We start from the raw sequence: 14,715 nt of genomic DNA on the forward strand, positions 1-14,715 counted from the left end.
AAAAAGTCGATGGTTTAACGATTTCGCTGAGGTGTATCGCGAGATGGCAGAATTTTCACTAGTGAAAAAGTCGATGGTTTAACAGTTTCTCTGAGATATACCGTGAGATGTCAGAATTTTCACTAGTGAAAAAATCGCTGGTTTAACAGTTTCGCTGAGATATAGCGCGAGATGGCAGAATTTTCACTAGTGAAAAAGTCGATGGTTTAACGATTTCGCTGAGGTGTATCGCGAGATGGCAGAATTTTCACTAGTGAAAAAGTCGATGGCTTAACAGTTTCTCTGAGATATACCGTGAGATGGCAGAATTTTCACTAGTGAAAAATTCAGCGGCTTAAACAATTCCTGAGTGATGTCTAAATTAGGCTATATAAAAAGGCAAGGGAAAACCCATGCCTTTTTAGTTACTTATACCATCCATCAGCCAATACTTCTGCTTGATCCAGAACCAGCTTAATCGCCTCTTCAGCCGCATCAGGTGGGTATTTCCAGCGACGCAGTAAACGACGCACAAGGTTACGCATCCGTGCACGCACGCTTTCTCGTTTCTGCCAATCTACAGTAGCGGACTTACGCAGTTGGTGAGTGAGTTCAATGGCTAGTTGGCGTAGGTTGTCATCGCCTAACGTTCGCACGGAAGCCTCGTTCGTGACCAATGCACGGTAAAACGCAATTTCATCAGTGGAAAGCCCCAGCTTTTCCATCATCTCAGCGTCAGCCTGCATCTCTTTAGCCCACTGGATCAACTCTTCAATCACCTGCGCGGTTTCAATGTTGCGATTATGATATTTCTGCAAAGTCGACATAATACGGTCGGAATATTTCTTTTCCTGCACTACATCGTTTTTCATTCTTGCTTTCACTTCGTCGCGCAGCAGCTTTTCTAGCAGTTCTACGGCTAAATTCTTCTCTTTCATATTGGCGACATCTTCCAAAAACTCAGGAGAGAGCAAGCCAATATTGGGCTTATCTAAGCCAACGGTTTTGAATATGTCATCGACTCCATCTGCCACAATTGCATTGTTGAGGATCTGGCGCAAAGCAGAGTTGCGTAGTTCGTCGCTGCGTTTTTTGTCAACCGTAGAATGTTTTAGGAATGCTGTTTTAATCGCTCCATAAAACGCAATTTCGCTCTTATAGCCGTCCACTTCATCCAAGGTATTACACAGAGAGAAGGCTTTCATAAGCGCTGCCATGACATCAAGAAAACGGCGTTTGCCATCACGAACTTCTTCGCCTTTGCTGTTGCGGTGTGAGAGACCAGATATATGGTTCACGGCTCCCGGAAGCAGTTGCAGTGGTTTGGTTTCAAAATCTGGACGATAGTTTAATACATCACCATCGACGGGAGTGGCAAACATGCCGCGAATCACGTCTATTTTTTCCATGAAGACAGCGAAAGCTTCGGCGGTGTCGACGGTAGGCTGACCTTTCCCTTGACTGTTGGTATAGGTCTTAAGTGCGTTTTTAAGCTCATTGGCAATACCAATATAGTCAACCACTAAACCTCCGGGCTTATCCTTAAACACACGATTCACACGCGCTATCGCCTGCATCAGGTTATGGCCTTTCATTGGCTTGTCGATATACATGGTATGACAGCAAGGCGCATCAAAACCTGTTAACCACATATCTCGCACAATCACCAGTTGCAATTCGTCATCGGTATCCTTGTAGCGTTTCTCGAAAAGCTTCTTGGTCTTCTTATCATGGATATGAGGCTGCATTTTTGCTTTATCAGCGGCGCTGCCTGTCATAACAATTTTGATCGCGCCTTTGTTTGGATCATCGCTATGCCATTCGGGTTTGATAGCCACAATGGCATCGTATAAATCCACACAAATCTCGCGGCTCATGGCAACGATCATTGCCTTGCCCGGAAAGGTTTCACAACGAGTCGTAAAATGCTCTACCAAATCTTGGGCAACTTGTTTTATTCGCGGCTCCGCACCAACTAGTTTCTCAAGTGCTGACCACTGTGATTTTATTTTCTCGCGACTTTCCGTTTCTTCGTCTTCGCCAATTTCCTCTTCGACCTGATCGTTAAGTGCTTCGATTTCATCTTGATTAATATCGAGCTTGGCTAAGCGAGATTCATAATAAATCGGCACTGTCGCGCCGTCATCGACCGCGTCTTGAATATCGTAGATAGAAACATAATCACCAAAGACACCGCGAGTATCTTTATCGTCCATCGATATCGGTGTACCTGTAAAACCAATAAAAGCGGCATTTGGCAGCGCGTCACGCATGTATTTGGAGTAACCATAAACATAACGCTGATCAATCACATTGCCATCTTCGTCTTTAACATCTACTAGGCGAGCTTTGTTGCCATACTGGCTACGGTGTGCCTCATCGGACACCACCACGATATTCGAGCGTTCAGAAAGGGTAGGATGCGCCATTTCTTCGTCGAGTAAAGCAAACTTCTGTACAGTAGTGAAGATGATGCCACCGGACTGACGATTAAGAAGTAAATCGCGCAATGAGTCACGGTCTTCTGCCTGCTGAGGAATCTGTTTTAGCGTTTCTTGCGCCATCGTAAAGGTGTTAAATAGCTGGCCATCTAGGTCATTACGGTCAGTCACCACTACTAAGGTTGGGTTATTCATTTCTGGTTGTTGCAACAATTTACTTGCGTAACAGACCATCGAAATGCTTTTTCCACTTCCCTGAGTATGCCAAACCACGCCCGCTTTTTTACTTCCGGGCACCACGGTATTGGCGTAATTTGCCCGTGGCTCAGTAATTTGGTCAGACGTTGTGGCAGCCGTGACGGTTGCCTTAACAGCAGCTCGGACGGCATGGAATTGGTGATAACCTGCGATTTTTTTGATGATCTTGTCGCCATCATTTTCGAACAACACAAAGTAACGAATATAATCGAGCAACAGTTCAGGCTTAAAGAAGCCACGCACCATGGTCTCTAATTGGAATTCGAGTAACGGCTTATCGTCTTCGTCCTCGATGGTTTTCCATGGCAAAAAGCGCTCTTTATTAGCCGTTAACGAGCCGACTCGCGCCGTCCAGCCATCAGAAATGACCAGCGCTTCATTGAACACAAAGAGATCAGCGATTTCTTCTTTGTAAGTTTGGATTTGATTGTAAGCGTTCCAAATATCGGAGTGGTCATCGGCAGGGTTTTTCAGTTCTATCACTGCCAAAGGCAAGCCATTGATAAATGCCACGACATCAGGCCTGCGATTGACCTTGGTGCCTGTAATGGTGAACTGATTGACCACTAAGAATTCGTTATTCTCATGGTTCTCAAAATCAATTAAGCGAACATGAGTATGCTTGCTCACCCATTGTTCTTGCTCCATTACCGAGTATTCAACAGGTACACCTTCGATTAAATATTGGTGAAAGAGTTTGTTGTTTTTAATCAGTACAGGCGTTTGCGGCGTGGCAACGGTTTTCGCTACTTCGATTAAGGTGTCACTGGGTACAGTAGGATTCAACGTTTCTAATGCTGACACTAAACGTGCTTGTAGCGTGACCTGCTGATAGTTTTCACGCTCGGGTGTGTCGCCATCCGGTGCGATGTCATAGCCATTTTTGTATTGGTAGCCAAGCTCTTTAAACCAATCAAGGCATTGTTGTTCTAGCTGGTCTTCTGTGATCATACATTTTCCTCATGCCGGAGATGCATTTCTTTGCAAAAGAGAACAAATGAATCGCAATTAAGAAGTACTTGCTGAAGTTCGCTCATCTGCTTAAAGAAGGTCTCACTTTGCTGTTCAAGCGTTACCGCATTGCCAATAAAATCAGAGAGGGTGCGGTAAAAAACGAGCGGGTGCCATGGATTTTCGTTCTTGTTCTCAGTAATTCGGTCACTTAAATACCACCCCATTGGCGGAGTAAGTCCACTAACCAGTGTTTTATAATGAGCACTAGTTTCAATTACGGCATGTAGAGGCTTATCAATATCCATAATCAAGACTGCTAATGGTTCGTTCGGCATAAGGCTGTTCATTCCATGATCCTCTCCCTCAATAAGAAAGCCACAGAAAATTCCCGGACTCCATCCCCCTTCTTCATACTCTTTAGCAACATTATTAAACTCTAAACCAATACGCCCCCATGCGTCATACTTGCCATATCGTTCATTAACACCTACTTTGCGTTGCAATGCAGGTCTATTGTATGAAATGTCGCCATCTAATTTCTGAATTGGCCATTCGTCGTTAGCCGTTCTTTGTGCAATATCGAAAAGCTGTTTATCTAACTTTTTAGCATCGTTGTAATAAGAAATGGAGAGAGGGTTAATCGGTGACATATTGATTAATCCATTGCTCTTCAACAAATTAATGAATTCGTCCCTTATCCATTTGTCTTTTTCATCACCACTACTAATTTTTTCAATCTGACCTGCAATTTGATACCAACACAAAGCCAGATCAGGATTTTGTCTATGTTGCCCTCTATGCGCAGTAATCAAGACGAGAACATAGGCTTTACCGAGCTTTTCCTCTGCATATTTACGATAATTATTGAGTTGGCCCTCGTGAAGTTCAGACCAAATCTTATGTTCAAATACAATACAGAATGTTTGATCTTTAGAGTACCAAAGCATATCTGGGTATTTGCCACCAAAATTGACTTGAGTATCTAAATAATTAGAATTGCCAATAAGTGGAAGATGCAGACCTTGCTCCTTTCCCTTCATGTGTACAAAGGTAGCCATAGCATCCCTAACTGCGGAGTCATTACGTAGTAACCAAGCAAAAGCCTCAGTTATAAAGTTTTCTATAGGAGACGTTTGATGGCTTGATGCATATTTACTGACGTTAACAAGTAAACTTTCCATTTTCTCTTATCCCATGATGCCCCAGTACTTATAATGAAGTCTGAGGCTGTTATTATGTTTATTTTTAGCTCTGCTCTCCTAACTCGATTTCGCCGGAAAGCAATTTAGGAAGCAGGGTGTCACGTAGCTCTGATAGTTGGCTATTCTCCCTAAAATTAGATATCCATTTGGCATACAAAGGAGCAACTAATTCTTGATACTTACTAATCAAATCAAATGTGGGAATCACAGTTTTGACCTGTTCAATACCCTTTGAACTAATATTTGGTTGAGCACTACCTTGGGCTGCCCCAACTATTTGCTCAAAAATAGAATCTTTGTTCACTAGGTTGTATGTAAACCAACATGGTTGTGTGCTATCTACCTTTGATTCAAATCGCGCAACTCGCTGATTTAAATAACCATCGCGTCCATCAGAGACATAAATACCACTTTTACCGACAGTAGCACCTGTCATTGCCATGAGTAGATCACCATCAGATAACTTAAAGCGAGAGGCGGTTTTAGCTATATCATCATCGACACACTGGCAATCAGACGTAGTTACAGTACCAGCAGAAGTAATATTTTTAATCTTAATAACGGGGTTGCCTTCATCCACAAACTGTTTGCTTTTAAACGCATAACCACCTTTAGCGGCTGTGACACTTCCTACCGTTCCAGCATCCCAACCTTCAGGTATCAAACCTAATTCACTCTCAACGAACTTTTCGGGGAATAGCGAGGCAGTAGCCGCATCCATACCCTCTGGTTGCTCGCCATTCATTTTAGCTTTGATTGGATCGAAATCGACAAACCACGACTTGAAGATGGCTTGCGCCATTTGTTCAAGGGTATGATTAATCTGAGTATTAACATTTATTTTCTTAGATACACCACTGATGTGATTTACAACTAAATCCCTAGCCTGCTTATCTGCCCATGCTATTGGCAAGTTTGCAACATCACTTAGGTTGAGTGTTGGTTGAGCTGTTGTATTTACCCATGAATTCAAATAGTACCGAACTAACGGGGTTTGCATGGCAATACTTATATATTCTGCGTCAGACTGTACGGGAATAACACCCACAGGCCTTGAACAATTAAATCCTGCATAATCATCTGGTGCTATAGAAACGTTTCCAAAATTCGCGCCGACAAGTGTTAACAAGATTTCTCCGCCTTTCAAGGTTGAACGTTTAAATTTCTCATGAATACTCCGAGCAACCTTGAACGAAATTTCATGCCCCCTTAATCCATCAAGAATATCCCCAGAGTTGACCATCTGTACGCCATTTTCATCATGCTTTCCGGGCTGAACAATACCGTAACAAATACTTCTTTCGTCATTTACTAACTCACCAAGCGCCTTCCAAGACCAGCCTTCAGGTAACTTCGGTAAGTTTGGGGGCAATGAAAACTTACTTTTAGATGCCATAACCTAACTCCGCTAAATTCTTCTTAATCTCGGCTTCTAACATTGCTGATTCAGCAAACTGCTCACTCAGTTTAGCGGTTAGCGCGGCCATTTTTTCACCAAATGGAATGCCATCATCTAGCTCTTCTGTAGCACCAACGTATCGCCCCGGAGTCAATACAAAATCGTGTTTCTTAATCTCTTCCAAAGTTACGGATTTGCAGAAGCCTGCTTGGTCTTCATATGCTACGCCATTAACTTCTTCACCTGTTTTCCAAGAGTGGTAAAGGTCAGCGACTTTCTGAATATCATCACCAGTAAAATCACGTAGTACACGGTCTTTCATATAGCCAAGGTTGCGCGCATCAATAAATAACACTTCACCTTTACGGTCACGCAGCTTACGACCTGATTTATCGGTACGTGCTTTCTTGTTTTTGGTTAAGAACCAGATACAGGCAGGGATCTGGGTGTTGGTAAACAGTTGCCCCGGAAGCGCAACCATACACTCGACCAAATCGTTCTCGACCAAGGTCGCACGAATTTCGCCTTCGTTGTTAGTGGTTGAACTCATCGAACCATTAGCAAGAAGTAAGGCTTGAGAACCATCTGGTGCAAGGTGGTAGAGCATATGCTGCATCCAAGCAAAGTTGGCATTACCTGATGGTGGAGTGCCGTATACCCAGCGAGGATCGTTATCATCGACACCTGTATTCCACTCTTTCATGTTGAAAGGAGGGTTAGCCATGATGAAATCGGCACGTAAATCAGGGTGTTGATCATTGGTGTAGGTACTGGCAGGCTCTTTACCGAAATCGTAATCCAAGCCACGGATTGCCATATTCATCGCAGCAAGCTGCCATGTGGTGTAGTTGTATTCCTGACCGTAAATCGAGATTCTTTGTTTTTGCGTGAGCGGGTCAATCTCTTTTTGGTTAGCACGGCGCTCAATAAACTTCTCTGATTGCACGAAGAAACCGCCCGAACCCATTGCAGGGTCATACACACGGCCTTCAAACGGCTCAATCATCTCAACAATCAGCGAAACAATTGATGCAGGCGTATAGAACTGGCCGCCTTTCTTACCTTCAGCAAGCGCAAATTGGCCTAAGAAGTATTCGTAAATATGACCAAGAATATCTTTGCTGTTGAGCGACTTATGATTAAACGGAATGGTCGCGATTAGGTTAATCAGCTCATTCAGTTTTGCCTGATCAATCTTTAGTGAGGCGTAGTGCTTGTTGAGTACACCTTTTAGCTTCTGGTTGTCGCGCTCAATGCCTTCCAACGCATTATCAATCAGGTGACCAACGGAAGTGATTTTCTTCGTCTTACCATCAATAACCAAGTCCGCACCACCAATGACCATCGGGCCATTGTCTTGCAGGAACTTCCATCGAGATTCAGTAGGCAACCAAAACACGTTTTTCTCTTTGTAGTAATCGCGCTGTTCCAGTTCGATAGCGATTTCTTGTTCAAGTTCGTCAGCCGTGTAACCTTCAGGATCGAGGAAGTACTCGTGATCAGGGTTAGCAAAGTCTTGTTTTAGTTCTTCTTGGCGAAGCGTGAAGGCGTCAGACACGTATTTAACGAATATTAAGCCCAGCACAGCATGTTTGTATTGGGAGGCATCGAGTGACGCACGGAGTTTGTCTGCGGCTGTCCAGAGCTTGCTTTCTAGCTCTTTCAGGAATAGTTGTTCTTGTTCGTTCATTGCTGATTTCTTGAATTCGAAAAATTTACCTTATGATACCAGTAACTAAGCAAACTTCCTTGAGTTCTGCCTTACTTAACAAGGATTTTTATGAAGTAAGGAGCACATTATGGCTGCTTGGAATAAAGGAAAAAGAGTTGGACAGAAGAAAGCGTTCAAATTGGAAGACATTTGGCGGATTCGAATTCGCTTAGAGCTTGAAGAGCGCTTGTTTGAGTTGGCGCTGTTTAATCTTGCCATTGATAGCAAGCTGAGGTCTTGTGACCTGCGTAACCTTAAGGTGCAAGATGTCAGCCGAAGTGGGTGTGTGATGTCACGAGCTATTGTGAAGCAACAGAAAACCCATCAAGAAGTGCACTTCGAGATCACGCCTAAGACCCAACAAACCTTGTCTCAATGGATAATCCTGAATGGTCTGACACCAAGCGACTACGTGTTCCCTTGAGGAAAGCTAGAAATCCAAATAGGCCACCTAAGCCTTGATTATTTCTCCTCATATTTCTGACTTCTGCATAATCGCTCGATGAAAACATTACCGATCCAGCAGCCTTTCCCACCCATGTTGTTCCGCACGCTATGGTCGACTAAATTTTGTGTGAACTTCCGCTAAGTGGTCTATTCTATATACGTTACAACTTTATGAGTAAGGGTATTGCATATGCCAAATAATTTAGAATCTATGTCTATTGACATGAAGTCTCTGATGAGCGGTCAGATTAAACATGCTTTAGAATCTCAAGATGGTATCTTAGGGCTACCTGTTAAAGATGATAGCGATGTAGACTCTACATCAATTCTTGTTAAGGGGCTTTCGATAAATGGTGAACATCATATTCAAATGGATTCGAACATTGTTTTATCCGTTCCAAATAGAGCCTGTAAACATACCACTATAGTTAGTGTTATTAATGATGGCTCTGAGGTTGAACTAGCTAAGTTTGAATTAGACAAGGATTGTGTTGCAGTAGTTAGAAGTACTAGCCCCATCAAGGTTTCAGACTTCGTATCAAAGTTTACTAATCCCGAAAGAGAGCTTTCTATATTGTCCTTAGGTGATGTTCTTGATGATATCAAGGAAGAGGCTATAAACATACTTAATGATTGTGGGTTAGATATTAATTGCGCCTTTGATAGAGTTTGGAGCTTAGTTGTTGGTAGGATTTGCGGTAGTGATTGCAATCGAGATTGTACATACAATTGCGACGTATTGGATCTAGCATGTCATTTACGTAAGGCTGATTGTGAAAGGTTAAAGGCGCAATGTAAAGTATGTGAAAGGGGGTTAGAAGCAGCGAAAGTGCTAGTGAAAGGTTGGCTTATGACTCTTCTACCTGTACCTCTAGAGTTGAAAGCTTTGCCTACACAACCTAATCAAGTAAAACCTAAAAAATGTACTTGTAACTCAGAAAATAGTGATAGATAAATAGAGTTTGCAATGTTCCTTTTAACTGTTGCTCATGGGGTCGCAGCCAAATTTATCAACATGTACTTAAAATTGGCTTTGTTTTGCTGGGGATATGATTCGCACGTAAAGGTCGCCAACTTGCACCTTCCCATAGATGCAGTGTTGTTGAAAGCTTTGCGCCGAAGTAATATCGGAGGACTAAAGTCTCGTTGGAAAGCGCCTTAGCTTGCTAAATGGTCTAAGTTTTCCTCAGTTCAAGATGAACAAGTGATTCAATTAATCATGGGCAGCCGCGCGTTATGGGAAATTGAAGAATGTTGCCAAGGACACCAGTAAGAAGGTATTACTAGTGTCCGAACTTGCTTTGATCCCAAAGTATAGGCGATGACCATTTTTTTTAGGTGCCCAGAGCATGCTTTAACCCTTTTCCTTAACTCGCACTATATATGTAGACCCATTCAACTCCACATGACTACGTTTGTTTTTTGCACTGTGCCATAGGAGAAACAATTTTAATTGAGCAGCAAACATCAAAATGTATGGCCAAGCCAAGAGAATAATTCCTTGAAGTACCATTTCAGATTCTGCGTCATAAGGCTCCCAATCGGATAGTTCAGTATGAAGTTCCACGAGCCTAATTCGATCTGATTTGGCTTGTGCTAAAAAGGACGATTTCAGCGTCCCTTCAGGCTCAAGCTGACAATACATATCTCTTGAAAAATTATAATAGTCCTCCGGTACAGGGTTGTTAAAACCTAGTGCAGTACAAATAATTTCCCATCCCTGTTCACTGGCAATGTACTCAGAAACAAATTCTTTTGAGTAGAATTGTTTTGGCATATCGGGGGCTTGGGGTACTCCTGCTGTAGCACTTAAGAAAGCTTGCTTATTGTCTCTCAAAAGTTGACTTAAATCAGTTAATTTCAATCCTGAACGCTTGAATTGACTGTATTCAGAAAGTACAAGCTCTATATGTTGAATGCGTTCTTTGTATTGCTGAATTTGATAATTGAGTATGTCTTTTTTTGTATTGTGGACGTAAGCACTCCGTTTTTCGGTATCCGCATAATAAAACATGGCTATACCAATTATCACTAACCAAACGTCAAACCGTTCTGCTTGTTGAATCACAGATTTTGACCAGTTACAGCGTGAACATATCCACGCTAAAATCAGCATAAACAATGTAACAATAAGAAATATTGTCAAAATCGACGCCTCCATGCCTTATGAAGTTAGAATATTTAGCTTAGGCAATCAGGTTACAACGCTCAAATAAAAATGGGTACGGCTTCACTAACTAGCTTTTGTCCCGCAGTGAGCAGAAATCTACTAATCCCTTGTGACACCTTTACGAGATTACGTTCTCGATCATTATTGGATCTGGTTTCAATGATATCATTTGATAACGGCTCAAGATTGAAGGGATGGCTCAAATGCAAATATGGAGATTAGTTGCACACCATGCACAAGCGGAAAAAGCATTAGAACAAATGATTAGTAACGGTCTAATTGCCATTGGTTGGTCAGATCTCGGTGATTTATCTGAATGGCAACCTATAAATAGCCGTGAAATATCTTCGAAACTACAAGATATCCGCTCTACAGTTTCCAATGCGATGATGGCAGGGCCAAGTTTATGGAATTTCTTCAAAGAAGTGGAAATTGGTGACCAAATAATTGTTACAGCGAATAGAAAAAGAAGGTATGTATTTGAGGTGACTGGCCCTTATTTTTACGACAACGTAAACTCTATTTTAGGTTATGCACATCAACGCCAAGCAGCTTTAACGGACATTAACCCGGAACAACTCTGGCAAGCATCAGGAGCAGGAGTTGCTGAAGGTGAAAATATTAGGTGGACTCTTGCAAAGTGTAATGGTACTAAGGAATCAGAAGACATTATTCACAAGGAAGGCAGACGCTACTCAGTAACTTCAACGGCAATCGAGCGAGACAAGGTAGCTAGAAGTAAATGCTTGGCACATTATGGTTACACCTGCCAAGTGTGCCTTATAAACTTTGAACAAGAATATGGAGAAATTGGAAAGAATTATATACATGTCCATCATAGAATCGATCTTGCTTCTCGGAACGGAGAACACACTATTGATCCGATCCAAGACCTCATTCCTCTTTGCCCTAACTGTCACGCAATGGTTCATACCCAAAAGCCTGCAATGTCGATTGAGAAACTGAGATCAACATATAAAGCACACCAAAAACGTGTTTAGCTTCGGCTAGTACTAAATTGCTTTTGTCCCAGAGCTTGGCTGAAATTCTGCGTTTGTACCATGAATAGATTGCTTAGTGAGGAGTGCAGTCTAGCCAGCTCGCTTTTGTCCCAATGTTAGCCGTAAAACCGAACACCGTATAGCAAACTTATGCCAATGGTCATCCCGCTGCCTTAGCTCGTGCTTCCGCATTAGTGGAACGGAGTTGAGCACTAGTTTGTTATGCTACTGCATAATTCCGTATTTACGTTTACCTACTCATTGTTCTATTGAGGAAGTGGACTCTGTTACTTCATGCCCAACCACTGGATTCTGGGCGCTGACCTGAATACATAACCTCCAGCTTTCATACTAAACTCTAAAAATAGTGCGCTACACAACATTCATATGTGTTTAGATATATAATATATTGCGTCTAGTTGACATTAATTGCATATGTAAAAAAATATACTTTATCTCTTCGAGGCGAGTTAATGAATAATGAAGCTCAAGAAGTAAATGATTCAGGTTTAGACAGTCGTAAGTCAACCAAACCTTGGTTAAGGTTAACTAGGCACATAGTAGGACAATATATCACTTGTTTGGTTTTTTTTAGCTCTAGCACAGTATCCAACCCAATTGGAGCATTGGCAGAAATATTGGGGAGCGCATTTGGGGCAGCTTTGATCATTTGGGGCATTGGTAGTCTTGTGGTTGGTCTTGTGACGTTATTTTTCACCAATTGGTCAAAGCATAAAAAAGTCTCAATATTTGTTATTACTTCATGGGGATTATTATTTTTACTTGTTGTGGCTCAAGGAGCACACAACAACCCAGCATATAAATCTTGATCACACTTTATTACACCAATTTCTAAATTAGAGGTTAACCACTAGTAAACCTAAGTTTTTAGACATGCCTCTACTGTGAAAAGCATGAAACTCAACTACTTAGGAATAATTGCCAATAGAGTAAACTAAATCAATGATATATACAGTAACTGAACATAAACATCGCTTCTCTGCATGGGCAGCTTCTAGAGCGTCAAGTGTTAAAGGGGCTAGGTTTACGGTAGAACAAGGTAAGCAACTTATCGAGTCTATAGGTCTAGACACACTGGTTGACGATCCAGATAAACTACCAGCAAGAGAAGACATCAATAAACAGCACCGCCAATGGCGTGAACAGCTTATTGCTGAAGCGAGTAAAATAGGGTTGACTTTTACTCATGGGGTCGCAGCCAAATTAATCAACATGTACTTAAAATCGGCTTTGGTTTGCGGGGGATATGATTCGCACGTAAAGGTCGCCGACTTGCACCCTCCCATAGATGCCGTGTTGTTGAAAGCTTTACGCCGAAGCAATACCGGAGGACTGAAGTCTCGCTGGAAAGAGGCTGAGCTTGCAAAGTGGTCTAAATTTTCCTCAGATCAATATGAACAAGTGATCCAATCAATCAGAGAAGTAATGGGCAGCCGCGCGCTATGGGAAATTGAAGAGTTTTGGCAAGGGCACCAGTAATGAATGAACTAAGGCGCTTTTGTCCCTGAGGAACGATAGAAATCCCTATAGGCCACTTCTAAGTCTTGATTATGGACTGTTGACATCCCCCATTCGAAGAGTACTCTTGTAATGGGGCGTCCGCCTTACTTGCGTATGAGTAAAAACAGACATTTCAATAAATGATTATCTATTAATGAATTAATTTAATGACCTTTGGCTGATTAATATCGACTCAAAAGGTTTAAACGTGCGCCCGGAGTCGATCTAAAAGTCGGAGCATTAATCATGTTAGATAAGCAACTCGTACATGCCTTTCATCAATCATTAAAAAATTACTTACCGGATCTTAAATTAGGTCAATCCAGAGAAGTGGTTGCATCTTTTTATGGATTTAAATCTGCGGCTAGCTTGATTAAGGCTGGTTTCGTGCTATCTAAGTATGACCTTGATAGCCGACAAGCAGATTTTTATGACGATGAATTTAACCAACACAATGAAACACCATTATTATTCACCAACGAAAAAAACGTTCGACATCGCCTTAGAAGGCTGTCTAAAGCTGTACTAGCAGATGCAAGATTAGAAGAGCAAGTCCTTCTACATATACGTAATAACCTGTTTCTAAAGAACTGTAAGTTCTACAGTTGGAATGAGATCGAACCATGGATGGTAGATAGTTTAGGTGAGAAACTAGTTGAAAAATTGAGCCATGAAGGTAATGCAGCCGCTGCGTATTCATATGCTGTTCATCACTTCGATGGGATTGAAATAGACGATAATGCAGGCCCGCACGAGGACTACTGGTATAAGAAGTACATTTCTGGCGAAGTCTTGGAAGGGGGCGCTCTCCGCTTTGCAAAAGAATACGAAGAAAAACTATCTGTTCAATCCGAGTATCTATCACTACTAAAAAGAGCGGCTGAGCTAGGAAGTAAAGAAGCAATGATGCAACTCGCTGAAAACACTGATGACGTAGAGGTAATTCGAGAGTTGGCTAAACAAGGTTACTACCCAGCAATTGAGTTTGCTTATGAAGTCGATAGTGACACTCAATATGAGGAATTGCTTGCATTTAGCGGAAATACAGCAGCTATTCTTAATCTCATGGAAAAATACGAACATTCCTCAAAAGAAAGTGAACAATATAAACTCGTTTTTTTGAACGAGCTAGCCAACCTTTATGGTTATTACCCGACCCAATCGATTGCTGATAATGATGAAGATTATGGGCCAGTATTCATCCTTTATGCAGGCATATCTCTTCCTAAAGTAAGCAAAGAATTGGAGCAGAAAGCGAAGACAGAAGCTCAAAAGTTTTTCAACCAACATAACTACTAGTTAATGGCAAAAGCAGCTTTCGAACTTTGTACGGGGGCTGCTTTATCCCCTAAGGCAGCACATTCGAAATATAAACATTTAGGCTACAGACTCTAAGGCGCTTTTGTCCCTGAGTAAGACTACACACCGATTAAGAGAAAAGAGGACACGTTCTCATTGATAGCGAGTTCAATGAGTGTTGCCAATGTGTTTTTTTCATTAAATAGACTTTCAGTAAATTTAGGGTGAGCGAAAGCGTTCACCCAGATTTTAAGGTGAGTCGAAAAACAATATTTAACAGGAGTTTATGTTAGCGCTTGTATCGTGCTGGATACTTATGAACCCACACACGTA

The 14,715-nt window shown here is 41.9% G+C and carries 10 protein-coding genes and 1 pseudogene; 6 read left to right on the forward strand and 5 right to left on the reverse strand.

Translation table 11 applies throughout. From position 1 onward, the window contains the following. Positions 1–404: 404 nt before the first annotated feature. From R7Z49_RS21210 to R7Z49_RS21225, 4 genes are all read right to left on the reverse strand, one after another. Positions 405–3,629 (reverse strand): type I restriction endonuclease subunit R, encoded by a 3,225-nt coding sequence (locus tag R7Z49_RS21210; RefSeq protein ID WP_318111989.1) that lies wholly within the window; start codon positions 3,627–3,629, stop codon positions 405–407. Next, positions 3,626–4,813 (reverse strand): PD-(D/E)XK nuclease family protein, encoded by a 1,188-nt coding sequence (locus tag R7Z49_RS21215; protein ID WP_318111990.1) that lies wholly within the window; start codon positions 4,811–4,813, stop codon positions 3,626–3,628. Before R7Z49_RS21215 ends, R7Z49_RS21210 begins: the two co-directional genes overlap by 4 nt. Before the next feature lie 64 nt (positions 4,814–4,877). Next, positions 4,878–6,230 (reverse strand): restriction endonuclease subunit S, encoded by a 1,353-nt coding sequence (locus tag R7Z49_RS21220; protein ID WP_318111991.1) that lies wholly within the window; start codon positions 6,228–6,230, stop codon positions 4,878–4,880. Beyond that, positions 6,220–7,923, reverse strand: a complete 1,704-nt coding sequence (locus R7Z49_RS21225) for a class I SAM-dependent DNA methyltransferase (protein WP_318111992.1) — start codon at positions 7,921–7,923, stop codon at positions 6,220–6,222. Before R7Z49_RS21225 ends, R7Z49_RS21220 begins: the two co-directional genes overlap by 11 nt. A gap of 109 nt (positions 7,924–8,032) precedes the next feature. Between R7Z49_RS21225 and R7Z49_RS21230 the strand changes: the two are divergent. Both R7Z49_RS21230 and R7Z49_RS21240 read left to right on the forward strand, forming a co-directional pair. Continuing rightward, a pseudogene (locus R7Z49_RS21230) lies at positions 8,033–8,365 on the forward strand (integrase); the annotation flags it as partial. Between the two features lie 216 nt (positions 8,366–8,581). Beyond that, positions 8,582–9,346 (forward strand): hypothetical protein, encoded by a 765-nt coding sequence (locus R7Z49_RS21240; RefSeq protein WP_318111993.1) that lies wholly within the window; start codon positions 8,582–8,584, stop codon positions 9,344–9,346. Positions 9,347–9,745: 399 nt separating this feature from the next. Here the strand turns inward: R7Z49_RS21240 and R7Z49_RS21245 are convergent, their stop codons facing one another. Next, positions 9,746–10,459 carry a hypothetical protein gene (locus R7Z49_RS21245; protein ID WP_318111994.1) on the reverse strand — a complete coding sequence of 238 codons (714 nt, stop codon included), beginning with the start codon at positions 10,457–10,459 and terminating at the stop codon, positions 9,746–9,748. 296 nt (positions 10,460–10,755) lie between these two features. Between R7Z49_RS21245 and R7Z49_RS21250 the strand changes: the two genes are divergently transcribed. The 4 genes from R7Z49_RS21250 to R7Z49_RS21265 all read left to right on the forward strand — a co-directional run bounded on the left by R7Z49_RS21250 (position 10,756) and on the right by R7Z49_RS21265 (position 14,382). Further along, positions 10,756–11,562, forward strand: coding sequence for an HNH endonuclease (locus R7Z49_RS21250; RefSeq protein WP_318111995.1), 807 nt, complete (start codon positions 10,756–10,758; stop codon positions 11,560–11,562). Between the two features lie 473 nt (positions 11,563–12,035). Beyond that, complete coding sequence (locus R7Z49_RS21255) at positions 12,036–12,392, forward strand: hypothetical protein (RefSeq protein ID WP_318111996.1); 357 nt, start codon at positions 12,036–12,038, stop codon at positions 12,390–12,392. Between the two features lie 133 nt (positions 12,393–12,525). After that, on the forward strand, positions 12,526–13,062 hold the full coding sequence (locus tag R7Z49_RS21260) for a hypothetical protein (RefSeq protein WP_318111998.1): 537 nt from the start codon (positions 12,526–12,528) through the stop codon (positions 13,060–13,062). A gap of 267 nt (positions 13,063–13,329) precedes the next feature. Then, entirely contained in the window at positions 13,330–14,382 is a 1,053-nt protein-coding gene (locus R7Z49_RS21265; protein ID WP_318111999.1) for a hypothetical protein, read from the forward strand. The last annotated feature ends 333 nt before the right edge of the window (positions 14,383–14,715 follow it).

The organism is Vibrio sp. 1562, from assembly GCF_033340155.1.
GTDB classification, from domain to species: Bacteria; Pseudomonadota; Gammaproteobacteria; order Enterobacterales; family Vibrionaceae; genus Vibrio; species Vibrio alginolyticus.

Excerpts from the sequence above, each read along its gene's own strand:
- R7Z49_RS21210 (WP_318111989.1), bottom strand. The coding sequence starts at position 3,629 with ATGATCACAGAAGACCAGCTAGAACAACAATGCCTTGATTGGTTTAAA.
- R7Z49_RS21215 (WP_318111990.1), bottom strand. The coding sequence starts at position 4,813 with ATGGAAAGTTTACTTGTTAACGTCAGTAAATATGCATCAAGCCATCAA.
- R7Z49_RS21220 (WP_318111991.1), bottom strand. The coding sequence starts at position 6,230 with ATGGCATCTAAAAGTAAGTTTTCATTGCCCCCAAACTTACCGAAGTTA.
- R7Z49_RS21225 (WP_318111992.1), bottom strand. The coding sequence starts at position 7,923 with ATGAACGAACAAGAACAACTATTCCTGAAAGAGCTAGAAAGCAAGCTC.
- R7Z49_RS21240 (WP_318111993.1), top strand. The coding sequence starts at position 8,582 with ATGCCAAATAATTTAGAATCTATGTCTATTGACATGAAGTCTCTGATG.
- R7Z49_RS21250 (WP_318111995.1), top strand. The coding sequence starts at position 10,756 with ATGGCTCAAATGCAAATATGGAGATTAGTTGCACACCATGCACAAGCG.
- R7Z49_RS21255 (WP_318111996.1), top strand. The coding sequence starts at position 12,036 with ATGAATAATGAAGCTCAAGAAGTAAATGATTCAGGTTTAGACAGTCGT.
- R7Z49_RS21260 (WP_318111998.1), top strand. The coding sequence starts at position 12,526 with ATGATATATACAGTAACTGAACATAAACATCGCTTCTCTGCATGGGCA.
- R7Z49_RS21265 (WP_318111999.1), top strand. The coding sequence starts at position 13,330 with ATGTTAGATAAGCAACTCGTACATGCCTTTCATCAATCATTAAAAAAT.